Source organism: Bradyrhizobium sp., assembly GCF_035701725.1.
In the GTDB taxonomy this organism is placed as follows: Bacteria; Pseudomonadota; Alphaproteobacteria; order Rhizobiales; family Xanthobacteraceae; genus Bradyrhizobium.
Genome location: NZ_DASSRP010000193.1, coordinates 1 through 18,565, shown reverse-complemented (window position 1 = coordinate 18,565; position 18,565 = coordinate 1). Strand labels below are relative to the sequence as shown.

Annotated in this window: 17 protein-coding genes; 11 read left to right on the top strand and 6 right to left on the bottom strand. The window is 61.4% G+C overall.

Translation table 11 applies throughout. The features are described 5' to 3' along the window. The 8 genes from VFL62_RS11280 to garD form a co-directional block, all read left to right on the top strand. On the top strand, positions 1-1,198 hold a 1,198-nt coding region (locus VFL62_RS11280), incomplete at its 5' end, for a YcaO-like family protein (RefSeq protein WP_325172455.1). A gap of 163 nt (positions 1,199-1,361) precedes the next feature. Further along, the gene (locus VFL62_RS11275; protein ID WP_325172454.1) at positions 1,362-2,750 is read left to right on the top strand and encodes a SagB family peptide dehydrogenase; all 1,389 of its coding nucleotides are present in this window, start codon (positions 1,362-1,364) and stop codon (positions 2,748-2,750) included. Positions 2,751-2,921: 171 nt separating this feature from the next. Then, positions 2,922-3,917 carry an ABC transporter substrate-binding protein gene (locus tag VFL62_RS11270; RefSeq protein ID WP_325172453.1) on the top strand — a complete coding sequence of 332 codons (996 nt, stop codon included), beginning with the start codon at positions 2,922-2,924 and terminating at the stop codon, positions 3,915-3,917. Further along, positions 3,917-4,720, top strand: a complete 804-nt coding sequence (locus VFL62_RS11265) for an ABC transporter ATP-binding protein (RefSeq protein WP_325172452.1) — start codon at positions 3,917-3,919, stop codon at positions 4,718-4,720. The genes VFL62_RS11270 and VFL62_RS11265 overlap by 1 nt, the downstream gene beginning before the upstream one ends. Before the next feature lie 124 nt (positions 4,721-4,844). Next, positions 4,845-5,471 (top strand): ABC transporter permease, encoded by a 627-nt coding sequence (locus VFL62_RS11260; protein ID WP_325172451.1) that lies wholly within the window; start codon positions 4,845-4,847, stop codon positions 5,469-5,471. 1 nt (position 5,472) lies between these two features. After that, positions 5,473-6,219 carry an ABC transporter permease gene (locus tag VFL62_RS11255; RefSeq protein WP_325172450.1) on the top strand — a complete coding sequence of 249 codons (747 nt, stop codon included), beginning with the start codon at positions 5,473-5,475 and terminating at the stop codon, positions 6,217-6,219. A 47-nt stretch (positions 6,220-6,266) separates the two neighbouring features. After that, the gene (locus VFL62_RS11250) at positions 6,267-7,607 is read left to right on the top strand and encodes an MFS transporter (protein ID WP_325172449.1); all 1,341 of its coding nucleotides are present in this window, start codon (positions 6,267-6,269) and stop codon (positions 7,605-7,607) included. A 57-nt stretch (positions 7,608-7,664) separates the two neighbouring features. Beyond that, the gene (gene garD / locus VFL62_RS11245; RefSeq protein ID WP_325172448.1) at positions 7,665-9,206 is read left to right on the top strand and encodes a galactarate dehydratase; all 1,542 of its coding nucleotides are present in this window, start codon (positions 7,665-7,667) and stop codon (positions 9,204-9,206) included. Between the two features lie 9 nt (positions 9,207-9,215). Here the strand turns inward: garD and VFL62_RS11240 are convergent, their stop codons facing one another. The 5 genes from VFL62_RS11240 to VFL62_RS11220 are packed head-to-tail and all read right to left on the bottom strand — an operon-like array spanning position 9,216 to position 13,716. Beyond that, positions 9,216-10,163, bottom strand: a complete 948-nt coding sequence (locus VFL62_RS11240) for an arginase family protein (RefSeq protein WP_325172447.1) — start codon at positions 10,161-10,163, stop codon at positions 9,216-9,218. A gap of 14 nt (positions 10,164-10,177) precedes the next feature. Next, positions 10,178-11,440, bottom strand: coding sequence for a M20/M25/M40 family metallo-hydrolase (locus VFL62_RS11235; protein WP_325172446.1), 1,263 nt, complete (start codon positions 11,438-11,440; stop codon positions 10,178-10,180). Then, positions 11,427-12,092, bottom strand: coding sequence for an amino acid ABC transporter permease (locus tag VFL62_RS11230; protein WP_325172445.1), 666 nt, complete (start codon positions 12,090-12,092; stop codon positions 11,427-11,429). The genes VFL62_RS11235 and VFL62_RS11230 overlap by 14 nt, the downstream gene beginning before the upstream one ends. 17 nt (positions 12,093-12,109) lie before the next feature. Further along, complete coding sequence (locus VFL62_RS11225) at positions 12,110-12,922, bottom strand: ABC transporter substrate-binding protein (RefSeq protein ID WP_325172444.1); 813 nt, start codon at positions 12,920-12,922, stop codon at positions 12,110-12,112. 38 nt (positions 12,923-12,960) lie between these two features. Beyond that, positions 12,961-13,716: an amino acid ABC transporter ATP-binding protein gene (locus VFL62_RS11220; protein WP_414644680.1), complete on the bottom strand. Its 756-nt coding sequence runs from the start codon at positions 13,714-13,716 to the stop codon at positions 12,961-12,963. A 113-nt stretch (positions 13,717-13,829) separates the two neighbouring features. Here VFL62_RS11220 and VFL62_RS11215 point away from each other — a divergent pair, with 113 nt between their 5' ends. Further along, positions 13,830-14,738, top strand: coding sequence for a LysR family transcriptional regulator (locus VFL62_RS11215; protein ID WP_325172443.1), 909 nt, complete (start codon positions 13,830-13,832; stop codon positions 14,736-14,738). Next, positions 14,739-16,016, top strand: a complete 1,278-nt coding sequence (locus VFL62_RS11210) for a M28 family peptidase (RefSeq protein ID WP_325172442.1) — start codon at positions 14,739-14,741, stop codon at positions 16,014-16,016. An 18-nt stretch (positions 16,017-16,034) separates the two neighbouring features. On the opposite strand, the gene VFL62_RS11205 is transcribed toward VFL62_RS11210, so the two are convergent. Next, on the bottom strand, positions 16,035-16,772 hold the full coding sequence (locus VFL62_RS11205; RefSeq protein ID WP_325172441.1) for an SGNH/GDSL hydrolase family protein: 738 nt from the start codon (positions 16,770-16,772) through the stop codon (positions 16,035-16,037). Between the two features lie 163 nt (positions 16,773-16,935). On the opposite strand from VFL62_RS11205, the gene VFL62_RS11200 reads away from it, so the two are divergent. Further along, positions 16,936-18,565 (top strand): tetratricopeptide repeat-containing glycosyltransferase family protein (locus VFL62_RS11200; protein WP_325172440.1); only part of this gene is annotated, 1,630 nt, incomplete at its 3' end.

Sequence of the window (18,565 nt, the reverse complement as noted above, 5' to 3'; positions counted from 1 at the left end):
GATCGAGGCCGATCTGCCGATGAACACCAATTACTTCGCCGGCCATAATTTTTCCGGTCCTGCCCTGACGGTGGACGCGCTACGCGCGGGACTGGAGGGCGGAAGCTTCGGCAAGGGTTCGACTGCCGAGCAGGCCGAGGCCAGCGCGCTGATGGAGGCGATCGAACGCTATTCCGGCATTTTCCAGAGCGACGAAGTCAGGGTCAGCAAACGCTTCACCGATTTTGAAGCCGGAGAGGCCATTAATCCGGAGGACGTGCTGCTCTTCAGCGACGCCCAGTACAACTCACCGGACTCTGAACCGGATGATTCTCATCCCGTCCCAGGACGCTTCGACCCGTCGGCGCAAATGGAGTGGTCGCCGGTCTGGTCGCTGCGAGACCAGCGTTTTCGTTATCTGCCGACCAGCATGCTCTATTTCTTTTATGGTGGCGGTCCTGGGCACTACGCCGCTGACTCCAACGGTTGCGCCGCCGGCAACACGCAGCAGGAAGCCATCGTCCAGGGCTTCCTTGAGCTGGTCGAGCGCGATGCCTATGCGATCTGGTGGTACAACCGCTCGCCGCGCGAAGAACTCGATCTCGACCAGTTCGATGACTCCTACGTTCAGGATCTGCGCAGACAGTTGGGCGACCAGGGACGCAAACTCTGGGTGCTCGACATTACCAGCGATCTTGGCGTGCCGACCTATGTTGCGATCGTGCACTGGATGCAGAACGGGCACGAAAACATCGAGTTTGGCTCCGGCGCGCATTTCGACAGCCGCATCGCGCTGCTTCGCACCTTGACCGAACTCAACCAGTTCCTGTCCATCGGACTGATGAATGGCGGAACGGGCGAGAAACCCAGTCTCGACCACGTGACGCCGCTCGAGTTGAAGAAATATCCCTTCCTGTCCCCGAATGGCCGGCCGGCCGCGCCGATCATCAAGGGCTCGAAATTCGGGCTCCTCGACGACACCCGCAAGCAGGTCGACGCATGCGTGGAAATCGCGCGGCAAGCGGGACTTGATTTTCTCGTCCTAGACCAGACCAGGCCGGACGTTGAGACCTCCGTCGTCCGCGTGATCGTTCCAGGTCTGCGTCACTTCTATCGCCGTTTCGGACCCGGACGACTCTACGACGTGCCCGTCAAGCTTGGACTGCGCGACAGGCCTATAGAGGAAAGCGAGCTGACGCAATACCTGCCTCATAGCTAGCCGGTGCGTGGATGGGCATTCGCTTCATCACCGCCGCGAGTTCGTGAGGCGAATGTCGGTACCGGGCAACTTGTGAGGCAACTTCGGATTGGCCACTACTTCCAAAAAAACGAGCGGACGCAAAACGGCAAAACCGGTTCTCGCCGCCCGTCTGAACGCTCACGTGACGCTCAAGACCGATGCGGACGGCGGTCTCATTGCCCGCTTCGGTGGCTATGAACAGGGATTAGGCAAGTTCGCGCCGGCCATTTCGAAGCGCATCACCGAACTGCAAACCGGGCTTCCGCTAGCGTCGATCGCGGGCAGCAGCGCCACCGACAAAGAGATCGAAGTTCTGATCCGACGACTGGCCCGGAGCGGCCTCGTGGAATTTCGGCTCGGAGCGGGGCCGGCTGGCCAGGACCAGATCACCATCGAACCGCAGATGGCTGAATACTGGCCGCAAATTTCCAAGATCGGGAGCACCGATACGCTAGCGCTGTCGCGCTTTGCCTATCTGCGGCGCCGCGGCAAGGAAATGGTGCTGGAATCCCCGCGTGCAGGCGCATTGTTCAAGATAGTCAACCCGACGATCGCCTCGGCGCTTGCCATGCTCGCCGTGCCGCAGAAGATCAGCCGATATTCCAAGGACCGAGGCTTTCCCGGATTGGAGCTTCTGGGATTGCTCCTGGACTGCCAAATCCTGTTCAAGCTTAGCCCCAACGATGCCGATGGCCTGCGGACCTCGGAAGGCGATCCAAGTCTCGTGCTCTGGGATTTTCACGACCTGCTGTTTCACACCCGCAGCACCGACGGCCGCCAGGCTAATCCGATCGGCGGCCTCTACGCGTACTCCCGCGTCATGCCACCGCTGCCCGCCGTCCGGCCGTCGTGGCGTGGACCGACGACCGACCTCAACGGCCCGGATTCGCGATCGCCCTCACCTTTTGCTGCTCTCCTGGACGCGCGACAATCGACCCGCGACTTTGACGACGGCCGCCCCATCACGCTGGCCGAACTGGCGACCTTCCTGCATTCTGCCGCGCGCGTGCGCGCCAAGTGGACGGCACCCGCGGAAATCGAAGGCGGACAAGGGCCAGACGTTTCTCACGCTTCGCGGCCTTATCCGTCGGCGGGCGCGGCCTACGAACTGGAGCTCTACCTTGCCGTCCACAAATGCGATGGCCTGCCGCGCGGATTCTACCACTATGATGCGGAGAGACATTCCCTGACACGGATCGAAGTCAATTCGCCGGATTTTGAAGCTCAGCTCTACGATGCAGAACTCGCGATCGGCGCCTCGAACGCCCCGCAAGTGCTCGTGGTTATCGCGGCGCGGTTCGGCCGAATCTCGTGGAAATATAGCTCGGTCGCCTATTCGCTGATCCTCAAAGACGTGGGCGTGCTGATGCAAACGCTGTACCTGACGGCGACCGACCTGGGTCTCGGCGCATGTGCGATCGGCACTAACAATATCGACCGCTTCGCGCGGATGACCGGATTGGATTTCGCTGTCGAAGGTGCGGTCGGACAATTTGTCATTGGCCGCCCGGGTGAGCCAGGACCGGAATGATAGGCCGGCCGCGCCAGGACAGCCGCAGCGGAAATTGATGCTTTGCGCTTCCGCGGCCCTTGCAGTTCCGATCGTCGGTGGCGAAAATAGCCTGAAATATCGACTGTGGCCGGCCCACGGTCACCCGTCACTACGACAAGGCCGCATAGACGGCCGACAGGGAGGCGCGCCATGACAAGGATGCGACGAGGCCTGACATTTGGCGCGGCCACCCTCGCAGCTCTCCTCTTCGCCGACAATGGGCGGGCAGAACAGATTGTCGTCAGCAACTACGGCATCGCCGCCAACGGCATGCCATATGCGGTTGCGATGGAAAAGGGCTTCTTCAAGCAAGAAGGCGCCGACGTCACCGGCATTCTCTCCTCCAATGGCGGCGGCACCACGATTCGAAATCTGCTCGGCGGCAACCTGAACTATGGCGAGGTCGACCTTGCCGGCACCGTGACCGCGATCGAGCAAGGCAACGATTTGCATATCATCAGCGACAACGTTTTGACCGTCGGTGAATTCGTTTGGGCCGTCAAACCGGATTCGCCGATCAAGAGCCTTGCAGATTTCAAGGGCCACAAGATCGGATATACCAATCCGCGCTCGACCAGCCAGGCGCTCAATGTCCTGCTGTTGCAAACGATCGGCCTAACCCAATCAGACGTGAGCCCGACCAAAGTTGGCGGCTTTGGCGAGCAAGTCGTCGCTCTTGATATCGGCGCCATCGACGTTGCGACGCTCGCCGACCCCGTTTGGTCGAAAAACAGCGCCAAATTGCGCACCGTCGTTCGCGCCACCGGCACACTGCCGCCCTTGTGCAATGTGATCGGCGTCGCAACCGGCAAAGCCATCGCCGAGCACGGCGATTTCCTGCGCGCCGTCTTGCGCGCGCGGCGCAAGGCGGTCGAATTCATGTATGCCCATCCCGATGAGGCGGGCGATATTGTCGCCAAGGTCTATGATCTCGACCCCGCGATTGCCCGCCAGGCCGTGCACAACCTCACCACCATGGCACCCGGCGCGACTGTTCCCTATTGGGGAGCCGGCCGTTTCGACATCAAAGGCATGGATGGCATGATCGCCGCCCAGCGCAGCGTCGGCGCCTATTCGGGCACGCCGAACTGGGAAAAGATGATCGACCGCAGCTTCCTCGCTGACGATCTCAAGAAAGACTACTAGTGGCAACTCCACCTCCCTTTCACGTCGCGTTGCGTGATGTCACCAAGGTCTTTCAATCCAGACTAGGTACCGTCGAGGCCCTCGGTCCGATCGACCTCGAACTTCGCCAAGGCGAGTTCTTTGCCGTCGTCGGCCCGTCCGGCTGCGGCAAGTCGACCCTGCTCGACATCATCGCGGCCCTCGCATCTCCCTCTAGCGGCACTGTGACGTTCGAGGGCCGCCCTATTGGCAACAGCGTGCCCGATGGCATCGGCATGGTGTTTCAGGAGAACGCCTGCTTTCCTTGGCTCAATGTCGCCGACAACATCACTTTCGGTCTTCGCCGTCAGCCGCTCGAACCGGCAGAGATCGATCGACGACTGCAACACGCGTTGCAATTGATGGGACTGAATGACTTCGCGCGCGCGTTTCCCGCACAGCTTTCCGGGGGCATGCGTCAGCGCGTCTGCATCGCGCGCACGCTGGTGATGCAGCCGAGGCTGATCCTGCTCGATGAGCCCTTTGGCGCGCTCGATCAGCAGACCCGGCTTTTGATGGGAGACGAACTGCTGCGCATCTGGCGGGCGACCGGCGCGACGGTCCTGCTGATCACCCATGCGCTCGATGAAGCGGCGATGCTAGCTGACCGCGTCGGAGTGATGTCGGCGCGTCCGGGCCGGATCATGGAGATCATTGAAACCGCCTGGCCGCGCGAGCGCGACAGCCAGATCGTTTCTGCCCCGCAATTCGGCGCAATTACCGCGCGATTGTGGACCTTGTTGCGCAGCCAATCCCTGCACGCGCTGCGGCCGGGCACGGCGTGACATGCGCATTCTATTCTACAGGTTTCTCGCGGTCGCGCTCCCCTTGGCTTTGCTTGAATTTCTATGCCGGAGCCATGTCATTCCACCGCTTACGTTGCCGGCGCCCAGCCTGATTGGGCTGGGTTTGCTTGACGTTCTTGCGCACGGCACGTTCAACGCGGCGATCGTCAAGACGCTGACCAATGTCGGACTTGCTATCGTGTTGGCTGTAACGGTCGGAACGATTGCTGGCGCCGCGCTGCACCGCGCCCGAACGCTTCGCACAATGCTGGAGCCGCTGTTTTCCACCTACTACGCGATCCCGATCTACGCATTCTACCCGCTGTTCATCGTCGTGTTCGGCCTGGGCGATGCCCCGCAGGTGACGATCGGCTTTCTGCTGGGGGTGATCTCGATGATCGTCAGCACGCTGGCGGGCCTCGACAGCGTTCCGCCCGTGCTGGGTAAGACCGCCAGCGTCTTGCAGCTCGGATCGATCGCAACCATCCGCCGCGTCACGCTGCCTTACGCGGCGCCCTATCTCTTCACCGGCGTGAAGCTCGCAATCGCCTATGCCTTTATCGGAGTCATCGGTGCGGAATTCATCATGTCCAACACCGGGCTAGGTTATGAAATCCGTTTCGCCTACGACAACCTCGATAACAGCGTGATGTATCCGCTAATCCTGCTGATCCTTCTGATTGCCGTGCTGGTCAATATGGGTCTCGATCACTGGGAGCGCGTTCTGCGGACGCGCCGGGAGCGCATCTGACATGCGGCGGGCGATCGATCGCTATCCCTCCTTGTTCCTGATCCTCGCGCTGCTCATGATCTGGCAGGTGACGTTCTGGATGGTTGGCCGTAATGCCCTGCTGCCGCCCGCCGAGACCGTCCTGCATCTGATCCAGTTGCTACAGACCGCCCGCTTCTGGGGTCATATCGCGGAAACCGGCGCTGCATTCCTGATTGCGCTTTCGATCGCCATCGTGGCGGGGCTTGCGATTGGCATCGCGCTGGGCATGAATCGCACCGCGGCCGAGGTGTTCGAGCCGTTTCTGCTCGCGGGCAACTCGATCCCGAAAATCGCGCTCTACCCGATCGTGCTGCTGATTTTTGGCATCGGCATGCCTGCCAAAATCGCCTTCGGTGCAATCCATGGCGTGGTACCGGTTGCGATCTTCACCCTGACGGCCTGCACAAATATTCCCCCGATACTCGTTCGCGCCGCCAGTGCGATGCGGCTGACCCGCTGGGATACCGTGCGTTCAGTACTGTTGCCTGCCGCATTGCCAGACATCTTCTCGGGCATCCGCATCGGCTTCTCACTCACCTTGATCGGAACCATTCTCGGCGAAATGTTCGGCTCCCAGCGCGGCCTGGGCTACCTCCTGATGACGGCGATAGGCCTGCAAAACATTCAGGTGATCATGTCCGTCACGCTGCTCTTGGTTTTCGTTGCCGCAACGGTAAATTCCCTATTGCTGATGCAAGACCGCCGGTTGCGCAATCCGGCTGGCTAGGGCATTGCAAAGGCTTCGCGATTTCAAGAACAACGCCGGGAGGTAACATGAGCACCACGACCGCGACGGCCGTCGACGCGAAAAGGTCTCGCGTCAGGCTTCTGATCGTGACGATGCTCTTCCTCGTGACAACCGTGAATTATGCCGACCGCGCCACACTTTCGATCGCGGGGACGGCGCTTGCCAAGGAACTGAGCCTCGACCCCGTCGCCATGGGATACATCTTCTCGGCCTTCGGCTGGTCCTATGTGGCAGCGCAGGTTCCCGGCGGATGGCTGCTCGATCGTTTCGGCTCGAAATGGGTTTATGCCTTCAGCATCCTGATTTGGTCCCTCTTCACCTTGCTGCAGGGGCTGGTCGGCTTTCTTGCCGGCGCCGCAGCGATCACGGTCCTGTTCCTGTTGCGGCTTCTGGTCGGACTTGCCGAAGCACCGTCCTTTCCTGCCAATGCCCGCATTGTCGCCGCCTGGTTTCCGAGCAACGAACGCGGCACGGCGTCCGCCTTTTTCAATTCCGGGCAGTATTTCGCCACAGTCATCTTTGCCCCCCTGATGGGCTGGATCGCGCACGATTTCGGCTGGCGTTATGTCTTCTATGTCATGGGATCGCTCGGCATCCTCGTCGGGTTTATCTGGATCAAGACGATCTATGGACCAAAAGATCACCCCGGCATCAACGAGGCCGAATTCGACTACCTCAGGGAGGGTGGCGCGCTCGTCGAACTCGATGCTCCGAAGGACGAACGCGCGGCTGACACCGGACCGAAATGGAACTATATCGGTCAGCTCCTGTCCAACCGCATGATGCTCGGCGTCTATGTCGGCCAGTTCTGCATCAATACGCTGACCTATTTCTTCCTGACCTGGTGTCCCGTCTTTCTGGTCAAGCAGCGCGGGCTGAATATCTTACAGGCCGGATTTGTTGCGACCCTCCCTGCACTATGCGGCTTTATCGGCGGCGTACTCGGCGGGGTGATATCGGACGCCATCCTGCACAAGACCAGTTCGCTAACGCTGGCGCGCAAGATCCCGATCGTGGGCGGCATGCTGCTATCGATGTCCATCATCGCCTGCAACTATGTCGACGGACAGGCCCTCGTCATCGGCTTTATGGCGCTCGCCTTCTTCGGCAAGGGTATCGGCGCGCTTGGCTGGGCGGTCGTTTCCGACACTTCGCCAAAGGAAGCCGGCGGTGTATCGGGCGGGTTGTTCAACACGTTCGGCAACCTGTCGAGCATCACCACCCCGATCATTATCGGGTATATTCTGGCGGCGACAGGGTCATTTGCCGGCGCGCTGGTTTTCGTCGGGGCCAATGCACTCGTGGCCGCCTTCGCTTACCTTGTGATCGTCGGCAAGATCGAACGGGTACGGCTGCGAACAGCTTAGGAAGACGATAAACGGCTTTCTGACGATCTTTAGAGACTGCCCCCACAGGAGTTGACGATGGGCAAAAGAGAACTCGTTACCGAGCAGCCCCGCTACATCAAGCTCAATGAACGCGACAATGTGGCGATCGTTGCCAATGATTTCGGCCTGCCTGCCGGCTCGCGCTTTCCTTGCGGGCTCGAGCTGCGCAGCTTCGTGCCGCAAGGACACAAGACCGCACTCGTCGATATTGCAAAGGGCGAGCCAATCCTGCGCTATGGCGAAGTGATCGGTTATGCCGTCTCATCGATCCTCGCCGGAGAATGGATCGACGAAGCACGTATTCACATGCCAGAGGCACCCGCGCTCGATAAGCTCGAAATATCGACCGCAGTCCCCGAGCCGCTCCCGCCGCTCGACGGTTACACCTTCGAAGGCTATCGCAATCCGGATGGCTCTGTTGGCACCAAGAATATCCTGGGCATCTCGACTTCGGTTCAATGCGTCAAGGGCACGCTCGAATTTGCAATCAAGCGCATCCGCGCCGAGCTCTTGCCGAAATACCCCAATGTCGACGATGTGGTTCCGGTAACTCACGCCTATGGCTGCGGCGTTGCGATCTCGGCGCCGGACGCCGTGGTGCCGATCCGCACGCTGCAAAACATCGCGCTCAACCCGAACTTCGGCGGCGAAGTGATGGTCGTCGGGCTCGGCTGCGAAAAGCTCGCTCCGGAGCGTCTGGTCCCGGAAGGCCTCGGCGATGCCATCGTGCGCATGCAGGACGAAGCGTTCGACGGCTTTGGCGCCATCGTCGAGCGGATCATGACCATGGCAGACGCACGACTGGCCGTGCTCAACCAGCGCCGCCGCGAGACCTGCCCGGCGTCCGACCTCGTGATCGGCCTGCAATGCGGCGGCAGCGACGCGTTCTCGGGTGTGACCGCCAATCCGGCGGTTGGTTTCGCGGCCGATCTCCTGGTGCGCGCAGGCGCGACGGTGATGTTCTCCGAAGTGACGGAAGTACGCGACGCCATCCAGCTCCTGACTCGCCGCGCCGTGAACAAAGATGTCGGCGAGGCGTTGATCCGCGAGATGGTCTGGTATGACGACTATCTCGCGCGCGGCGGCGCCGACCGCAGCGCCAATACCACGCCCGGCAACAAGAAGGGCGGGCTCGCCAATATCGTCGAGAAGTCGCTCGGCTCGATCGTCAAGTCAGGCTCAAGCCCGATCGCCGGCGTGCTCGCACCCGGCGAGAAAGCGCGCCAGAAGGGTATGCTGTTTGCGGCAACGCCGGCATCCGACTTCATTTGCGGCACGCTTCAACTTGCGTCCGGGATGACCTTGCAGGTGTTCACGACAGGCCGCGGCACGCCATACGGACTCGCGGCCGCACCGGTAATCAAGGTGGCGACGCGCAGCGAGCTGGCACGGCGCTGGAAGGACCTGATCGATTTCGATGCCGGGCGCATCGCGACCGGCGAGATGACGATCGAAGAGACGGGGTGGGAGTTGTTCCGCCTGATCCTCGATGTCGCCAGCGGCCGCACCAAGGTCTGGTCCGACCACTGGGGGATCCACAACGATCTCACTTTGTTCAACCCGGCACCCGTGACCTGACACGGGGCTTCAGGACGGGGCCGCTGTTTTCTCGTTGATCAAGAGCAGGGCCTCGTAAGCCATGTAGGCGGCCAGGTGCGCCGCCATGCCTTGGACATCCTGCGGCGGACTCACGGTGTTGATGTCGACCGCGACAATGTCGAGCCCGGCGAGCCCGCGCAGCAACTGCAGGCCTTCGCGCGCGGTAAACCCACCCCAGGTCGGCGTGCAGACGCCCGGCGCCACCGATGGATCAAAGGAATCCATATCCCAGGACAGATAGACCGGGCGCCCCTTCATCGCGGCGTGCAATTCGGCCAGCACGTCCGCCTCTCCGCGGCGCATGTATTCGCGCATGGTGATGACGTTATAGCCGAGGCTCTTGGTATGGGCTGCGACACCATCGCGGTAGGTCGGTCCACGAATCCCGACGTGGTAGGAGGCACCGGCGGACACCCTCTGCTCGAGCGCCACGTGGCTGAACTGGCTCGCCGCATCATAGGGGTGATCCGGATTGACCGGATGACAATCGGTGTGACTGTCGACGTGGAGGACGCACAAGTTCGGCCATCGGCGTGAGGCAGCACGCACCAGCGGCACCGAGATCGAGCCGTCGCCCCCAAAGCCCACGACCGTCGCGCCATCGGAAGTGATGCGCCAGGCGGCTTCCTCGATTCGTTCAAATGCCGCTTCGATGCGGCTCGGCGTGACGTCCACATCGCCGCAATCCACGAGCTTCAGCGCGGCGCGGATGTCGTAATCGGCGCGTTCGGACTCGAATGCTCGCACCAGACGCGACTGTTCGCGGATCGCGCGCGGTCCGTCGCGCGAGCCGATCCGAAACGCATGCGTACCGCAATCAAAGGGCACGCCGAGGATCGCGGCCTTCGATCCCTTGGCCGAAGCGGCCCAAGGCACACCCATAAATCCAACGCCGGTCCGATAAAGATCCGCCGCTGCGAGTTCCGAAGCTTTCATTGCATATCTCCGGTTCAGGCTTCGCTTAAGAATCCGAACGCCGCGAGCGTGTGGACTTTTGCAACGGCGACCAGTTCGTCAACGAGGACGTATTCGTCAGGCGCGCCCATGTTGAACGGCGTACAGCCGTACACGACGCTCGGCACACCGAACATGCGGTAGATCCGTGCATCGGATGCGCCGACGCGCATATTGGAGACCGGCGCCTTCGAGAATACTTTGGTCGCCGCTTCAACCGTTCGCCTGACAATTTCGTGGTCGGGCGGCGTGAAGCTCGGCGGATAGGCGCGAATGATGCGCCAGGTCACGCCCTCGCATGGATCAAGTTCACGATGCAGGGCCGCTTCGACGGCCTCCAGGCTTACGCCGACAGGCAACCTGATGTCGGCCGCAGCCCGGGCCTGGGCCGGCACGAGATTTGGCGAAATACCACCTTCAATGGTGCCGATATTCACGGTCACCCGCTGCAACGTCTCGGCCTCGCCCTCACCAGATAGCGGCTCGGAGACCGACCTCGCCGCCGCAATGGCTGATGTGACGGATGCGGGCGCATCAACCGGAAGCTTCTCCAGCCGCTTCAGGCCATCGAGCGCACCGCGCAGGCGATCGATCGCGTTCGTACCCTTGTGGACATGCGCGCCATGCGCCGGATGACCCACCGCTTCGAGTTCGACCCAGCACAGGCCCTTTTCGCCGAAACGAACCACCATGGGTGAGCCGACGTCACCGCACAGCATGGCATCGCCCTTGGCCTCCGGCACGTTCTCAAGCAGCCAGCGCGAGCCCAGCGAACCCATGTTCTCCTCATCGCCGGCCAGCGTTACGACCAGTTCGCCGCGCCAGCGATCGCGCAGGCGGGCCAGGATACGAACAGCAGTCAAGGTCGCCGCAATACCCGCCTTCATATCGGACACACCACGTCCGTAGATCCGTCCGTCCTTCAAAGCCCCGCCGAGCGGCGGCACCGTCCACTGGCCCTCCCCGACCGGAAAGGTATCGAGATGGCCGTTGAAGATGAGCCTGCGTCCGGGCCCCGCTCCCGTTATCACCGCCACCAGATTGATGATTCCGGGCGCGGTCTCGTAGCGCGCAACGCGAACGCCATCGATTGCCTGCAAAAGGCCAGTCGCGAGTTCGGCGACTGCCGCCACATCGCCCGGCGGATTCGGTGACGCCACCGCCACGAGTTCTTGCGTCGTCTCGATCAGGAACGCGCGCTGCGCCTCGACTTCGGCCTCGAGCGCAGACGGAGACTGAGTGTCATCAGCGGTTCGCAAGGTGGGCTTCCCAAATCCGGATCGCCATCGCGAGCGGCCAACAGATGAAGAAATAGACCACCGCGATGAAGGTGAAGATCTCCAGTGGCCTGAACGTGGAAGAAGAAAGCTCCATGCCTCGACGCGTGATTTCGCTGACCGAGATCACCGCACCAAGCGAGGAGAACTTGATGAGCTGTACGAAATTCGATGCCAGTGGCGGCAGCGTCATTCGGATCGCTTGCGGCAGCACGATCCGCATGAAGCTCTGCGCTGGCGTGAGCCCGAGCACTTGCGCCGCCTCACGATGCCCTTTCGGCACGGCCTGAATGCCGGCCCTGTACACTTCGGAGATAAAGGCCGCCATGTAAAGCGAAAGACCGATCACGATGCCGGCGAGAGCGGACACGCGGATGCTGAAGACGATCGGCAACACGTAATATACCCACAGCAGTTGCACCAGGATCGGCGTGTTGCGGATGATTTCGCCGAGTGCGAGGCTGAAGCCCCGGAGCACGGCAAATTTCGAAAGATCGAACAGCGCGAGGATCAGTCCGCCGACGAGCGCGAACACCAGCGAGATTGCCGAGATGAACAGCGTCATCTGAAGTCCCGACATCAGGAAGTCGAGATTGCTCCAGATGACGTCCCATCGAAACGAATAGGTGACCACGACGCCTTACCCCGCTCTCAAGGCGCGACAATCGGACCGAGCTTGTTCTTGTCGGCGTATTTCTTGAGGCGGCCGTCGAGCTTGATGGTATCGATGAAGAGATTGACGAAGTTGAGCCAGACCTGGTCGCCCTGCGGCACGGCATAGGCATAAGGTGTCACCGCGAGCTTCTCCGGCGGTTCGATGCTCTTGGCCCAATCGAACTCATCGGTAACTTTTACGGCGGTCGGAAAGTCCGTCATGATGACGTCGACGCGCCCTGCTACCAGTTCGCCTTCGCGCGTGTTCGGCGGCGCGACCGAAACCACTTCGGCCTTCTTCAGATAGGATTTCATGAAGGGTTCAATATAGCTGCCGAGCGTCACGGCCGCCTTGATGCCGGGCTTGTCGACGTCTTCCCAGGTCTTGATCGGTCCATCCTTGCGGGTCACCGCGTAGACGTTAGTGATAAGATAAGGTTTTGAGAATTCCACAGCCTGCGCCCGTTGGAGCGAGGCGCCAAGCGCAAACATGCCGATGTCGCACTTGTTGGCCTGAAGATCGGCAATGAATGTCCCGAAGCTGCTTTCGACGATCTCGAGCTGCGCTCCGAGATCCTTGGCAAGCTCCTTGGCGAGATCGGCGTCGATACCCTCGATCACGCCGGTCTTTGGATTACGAAACGAGATCGAGTAATACAGTGGAAACTGGCAGACGCGCAGCTTCTTGGACTTGGTGATCTCGTTCAGTCGCGAGGCCACTTCGGCTCCGGCGGGCGCGGTCGAGAACAGTGCCGCGGCAAAAGTAAGAACGGCCGCGTGAAGCAAAAATGGGCGCAGATGGCGTTTCATCCTGATGTCCTCTCGCTGGCGTTGATCGTGATCCCGAACTAGTTCTGGAGCTGAGAAATAAACCGCTTGGCGCGATCGCTCGATGGCGCAGTGAAAAACCTCTCGGGCGGCGCCTCTTCGACAATCTCGCCGCCATCCATGAACACAACGCGCGTGCCGACCTGACGCGCAAAACCCATTTCATGGGTGACGACCAGCATGGTCATGCCCTCACCTGCGAGTTGTCGCATCACCATCAGCACTTCCTGGCGCAACTCGGGATCGAGCGCGGAAGTCGGTTCGTCGAACAGCAGCACTTTAGGTGACATTGCGAGCGCGCGCGCAATTGCGACACGCTGCTGCTGCCCGCCGGAGAGACGGTTCGGATAGACGTCCCGTTTATCGGAAAGACCGACCTTGACCAGCAGCGCCTCGGCCATCCGCACGGCGTCGCCACGCGCCATTCCCTTTACGCGAAGCGGCGCCTCGATCAGATTGCCCAGCACCGTCATGTGTGGCCAAAGATTGAAGTGCTGGAACACCATGCCGATGTCCGGCCGCACTTCACGCGCCGCACGGCGCTGCTCTGAACCGTCGCGCGCGGACGCAATGGTTCTGCCCTTCATCGTCACCATGCCCGCGCTTGGCTGTTCGAGCAGTGCGAGGCAGCGCAGCAAGGTGGTCTTGCCCGAGCCGGACGGACCAATAACGCAAACCACGTCTTTGGCCGCCACGGCGAGGTTCACACGCCGGAGTACTTCGACTGAACCGAAGCTCTTGGAGACCCCATCCGCGGCGATCAATGGCACAGCCAAGCACCCTCCGCATGCGGCATCAGTACAAAAAACTCTGATGCTACCTTTTGCGAAATTCCAAAATTTCACCTAAGCTAGAGCAACTACAATCGAAATAGCAATCACCAAATTTTATGCAGATTGATCCTCGTCTTCTCGAAGCATTCCGCAGCGTCCTGGATAGCGGTTCGATCACCCAAGCGGCCGCAACCCTCGGTCTTACCCAGCCCGCGGTGAGCGCTCAGATCGCACGACTGGAATCCGACGTCGGCTTTGCGCTCTTCGTCCGTTCGGGCAATCGCGTGCGGCCGACCGCGGAGGCGATCGCGTTTCGGGACGAGGTCGAGCAGACGCTGACCAAGATCAGCGATCTCGGCCGTGTCGCCGAACAAATCCGCGCTGGCACAGTGGGTTCGTTGACCGTTGCAAGCCACCCGATGGCCGGCGTGACGCTGCTGCCCCCGGTCGTGGCGGCCTTCGCCAGGCAGAGGCCAGACATCAAGGTCGAACTGTTTGTTCGCAACTCCGATGTGGTGCGCGGCATGTTTCCATCCCGGAGTTACGACATCGGGATTGCCGAATTGCCGGTCGATCCTTCCGGCCTGACGATCATGCGTTACCGGATCGGATGCGTTGCGATCATGCCTAAAAATGATCCGCTGGCTGCTTACGACGTCGTCACGCCCGAACTGATGTCCGGCCGCCCCTTTGTCAGCATGTCACGGCTATGGACGGCCTATCATCTCGTCGAAAAAGTGTTTTCCGATGCGCATGCGCATTTGAACGTCGTCGCGAGCTCCGAGCTCTTCGCCGCCATATGCGCAATGGTGGCGGACGGGCTCGGCGTTTCCATCGTCGACCGCGCTTCCGCGCGCCAATTCAAATCGGCGGGACTTGAGATCCGGCGGTTCGCGCCCGCCGTGATGTACGATATCGCGGTATTCCACGCAGCCGAACCGAGCCCCTCGACGATTGCGCGCAGCTTCCTGAATGCCTTCGACAGCTACATCCGCACCTTCCTTGAACCCGGTGGAGACAACTAGATGCAGCTGCCGTCGGACGTCCCCGGCCGCATTGCAGCCGATCACTTATTCCCGGAGGAATTTGCCGCGATTTGCGATTTCGGGGGACGGCTCGCCGGCACCGAAAGCGAACGTCGGGCGATGGAATACGTCGCGCAGCGCGGCGCGCTTGCAAGCGGGGTTCCCTGCACGAAAATTCCTGTCAGCTATGGCGGCTGGCGGGCACAGCGGGCGGAGCTGCATCTAGCCGACGGCACCGCGGCACTCTGCCATCCATTGGTACGTTCGATGCCGACCCCGGCGGAAGGTCTCACCGCGGAAGTGATCGACGTCGGCCGTGGCACGCCGGAAGAGTTCGAAGCTCACCGGCGGGAAATCGCCGGCCGCATCGTGCTCGTCAGGCATGAGCTGATGTTCGTGGCCGGCACCATTCACCGCCGCCGCAAATACAACATGGCGCGCGAGGCGGGCGCCGTCGGTTTTCTCATCGCGGGCCCTGTGGCCGGCGCGCTGGTCACAGGCTCATCTGGCCGAAATGAAGGCGATGCCGGTATTCCGGCGGCTGGTATTACACCTGAGACCGCCGCTCGGCTGGTGCGGACCGCCCAGGGGTGGCCACAAGCGACACTCGTCATCGCCGCGGAGGAATACCCCGCGCAAACCTCGACGCTGCTGTTCGACCTGCCCGGCCGCAGTGATGAACTCATCGTCCTCAGCGCCCATGTCGATGGCCACGATGTCAACGAAAGCGCCATGGACAACGCCTCCGGCGTCGCAACCGCACTTGCTGTCACGCGCGCGGTGGCGCCATATGTGCGCAACTGGCGGCGTGGCGTGCGATTGGCGTTCTTCAGCGCCGAAGAATGGGCGCTCACGGGCTCCGCGCGCTACGTGGCGGGCCTGTCCGAGGAGGATAGAAGACGCATTGCCCTCAATCTCAATCTCGACACGGTTGCTGGCGGCAAGCGCCTGACCGCGCTGACCAGTGGCTTTGCCAATCTCGAACCGTTTCTTTTGCAAGCTGCGGAAATCAGCGGACACAAGCTCCGCTGCGTTCGCCCGCTGCAGACCAATTCCGATCACGCGAACTTTGCGCTCGCAGGCATTCCCGCCCTTCGGCTCGTGGCAGGCTACGACGAACCGGACGCCAATGTCCGCTTCGTTCTTACGCCCGGAGATTGCAGGGACAAGGTGACAGCAGATGATCTCATCAACGCAGCGCAGCTCACCGCAGCGCTTCTAGTGGCCGCGTGCAACGCCTCGCCTGCCGAGTCCGAACAATGGCGGCATCAGGGCTAGAGGCCGGAACGGCTGCGGCTATGCCGTGGTGGTGTCAACGGCGTCGAAAATGATCCGGCTCAATCCTTCTGCCAGCCTTTTGGTTGCCCAATCGCTGTCGTGAAGGCGGTCGGTGTCGGTCGGATCGACCAGGCGGTCGAACGAGACTCCTTCCAGTTCATGCAATGCCTTCATGAACGCGAAGCGCCGGAAGAGATTGACGTTCCGATCCGAGGCAACCTTGGCAATGGCGGATACCATGGTCTCCGCCTGAATGCGCGTCGCCGGCGTCAAAACGGCGGGTACGTATTGCAGGTCCATCAAGATCAGATCGATACCACTCGCCTTGCTGAGCCGATCGATGCCCTTATGAAGCGCGCCGATCGTCTCATCCTGCGAAGGCGGCGGCGGCTTGTTGTCCGGCCCTTGCCAGACCGAATTGGTGCCGAGTTGCCAGATGACGAGATGCGGATTTTCCGCAATCACGTCGCCTTCGATTCTGTTGAACTCCTCAGGTGCTTCCTGGCCTCCGATGCCGCGATTGATCACGTCAATCATGCGTTTCTGCTTCTGGCCGTGCCGATACCAGTATTCCAGCCTCAGCGCGGCCTCGAGACGATACGGAAAAGCGACGATGCCTCCCTCGCCCTCCATCGTCGAAGATCCGAGCGCGACGACCTTGACGGCACTCTTGCCGCCGAGGGCCTTCCGAAAATTCGGCAGATCGAATGCAAGCGCGGCCGGCTGAACCGGAATTTGCGGGGGCGAGCTATTCATCGCTGTCTTGTCCCGAGAACAACGTGTTGAACTCAAAGGAAGCCACGGACTGCCTCATGCGTCCCTGCCGACCGGCCACTTTCCATTACACCATCAGGGGGAGAATCATCTACGTCTACCCTTGGAAAAATGGCATCCTCCGACCGAACCCGATGACGCCCCGATGAATCGCCGCCAGCGCCGAGCAGCCGGCAAGATTTCCAAGACGGCCGGGACCACGTCACCAGTATCCACACCTGACGCCGTCGTTGAGACGGGCCTTCGCCATTTCCGCGCCGGACAATCTCTCGAGGCCCAGCTTTGCTGCCAGCAGGTGCTGGAGGCCGTGCCAGATCATGCGGGCGCGCTGCACTTGATGGGACTGTTGTCGCTTCATGCCAAGCAATTCGACCACGCGATAGAGTGGATCACCCGTGCCGTCCGCCTCAGTCCCACGCCGGATTACCTTGCCGATCTGGGATCAGCGCTTCGCCAGCACGGCCGGCACGACGATGCGCTTCAGGTATTCGTCAAAGCCGTTCAGCTCGACCCACGTCATTGCGGCGCCCTCACCGAGGCTGGTGCCCTACTGAACCGGCTCGGTCGCCACGCGGAGGCGCTCGCGTATCTCGATCGTAGCAGGGACCTCAAGCCGGACCACGCACCGACGCTGCAAGCGCGTGCCTGGGCGCTCTATCACCTGAACAGGTGGGACGACTCTTTCACGGAAGCGAGGCAGGCCTACGAACGCGATCCCGGAAATGCCGATACCTGCAACAATCTTGGGCTCGTTTTGTGGCGCCTCGGCCGGAACGAGGAGGCCTTGCCCTGGTTCGACAAAGCTATCGAGCTACGGCCGGACTTTGCCGCCGCGTTCGTCAACAAGATCATTTCGCTATTTCATCTTCATCGCTTCCAGGAAGTGTTCGCGCTCCACGATCGCATGAAGGGGCTTGGACTGAAGCACGCGTTGACGGAGTGGAACGTATCGCTCGTCCATCTTCTCACTGGCAACTTCGAAGCCGGCTGGCGCGGACATCAGGCGAGGCTGGACTTGCCGTCGGCTACCTACCCGAAGATTCCGCGGCCGATGTGGCTTGGTGAGCAAGAGATCGAGGGCAAGACCATCCTTGTCGCTTCCGACGAAGGGCTCGGAGACACCATCCAGTTCGTCCGCTACGTCCCGATGCTCGCAAGGCGCGGCGCACGCGTTCTTTTGGTGGTTCAGGATGCGTTGCACGGTTTGCTATCGGGCATGGACGGCGTGCAGCAATGCGCGCCGATGTCGGCCGTGAGCGGCCTGCCGCCTTTCGATTTTCATTGCCCGATCTCCAGCCTGCCGTATGCTTTCGGCACCCGCCTCGAGACAATCCCGTCGGCGACATCGTATTTGCCGCTTCCGCCGAACGCTCGCGTTCAGGCTTGGGACACTCGGCTGGGCCCACGGACGAAACTTCGCGTTGGCCTGGTCTGGTCGGGCAGCGCCCATCACATGAATGACCACAACCGATCCGTTTCGCTGCGGGCGCTTTCAGGTTTGCTCGATGTCGAGGCGAGCTTCGTCAGTCTGCAAAAGGACCCGCGCGACCACGATGCGGCGGTACTACGCGATCGGGGCGACATCATCGACCACACCGCCGATCTGCATGATTTCACGGAAACCGCGGCGCTGGTTTCCTGTCTCGACCTGGTCATCACGGTCGACACAAGCGTCGCCCACCTTGCCGCGGCGCTCGGGCGACCAACCTGGATACTGCTTCCCTATACGCCCGACTACCGATGGCTGCTCGATCGCACCGATAGTCCGTGGTATC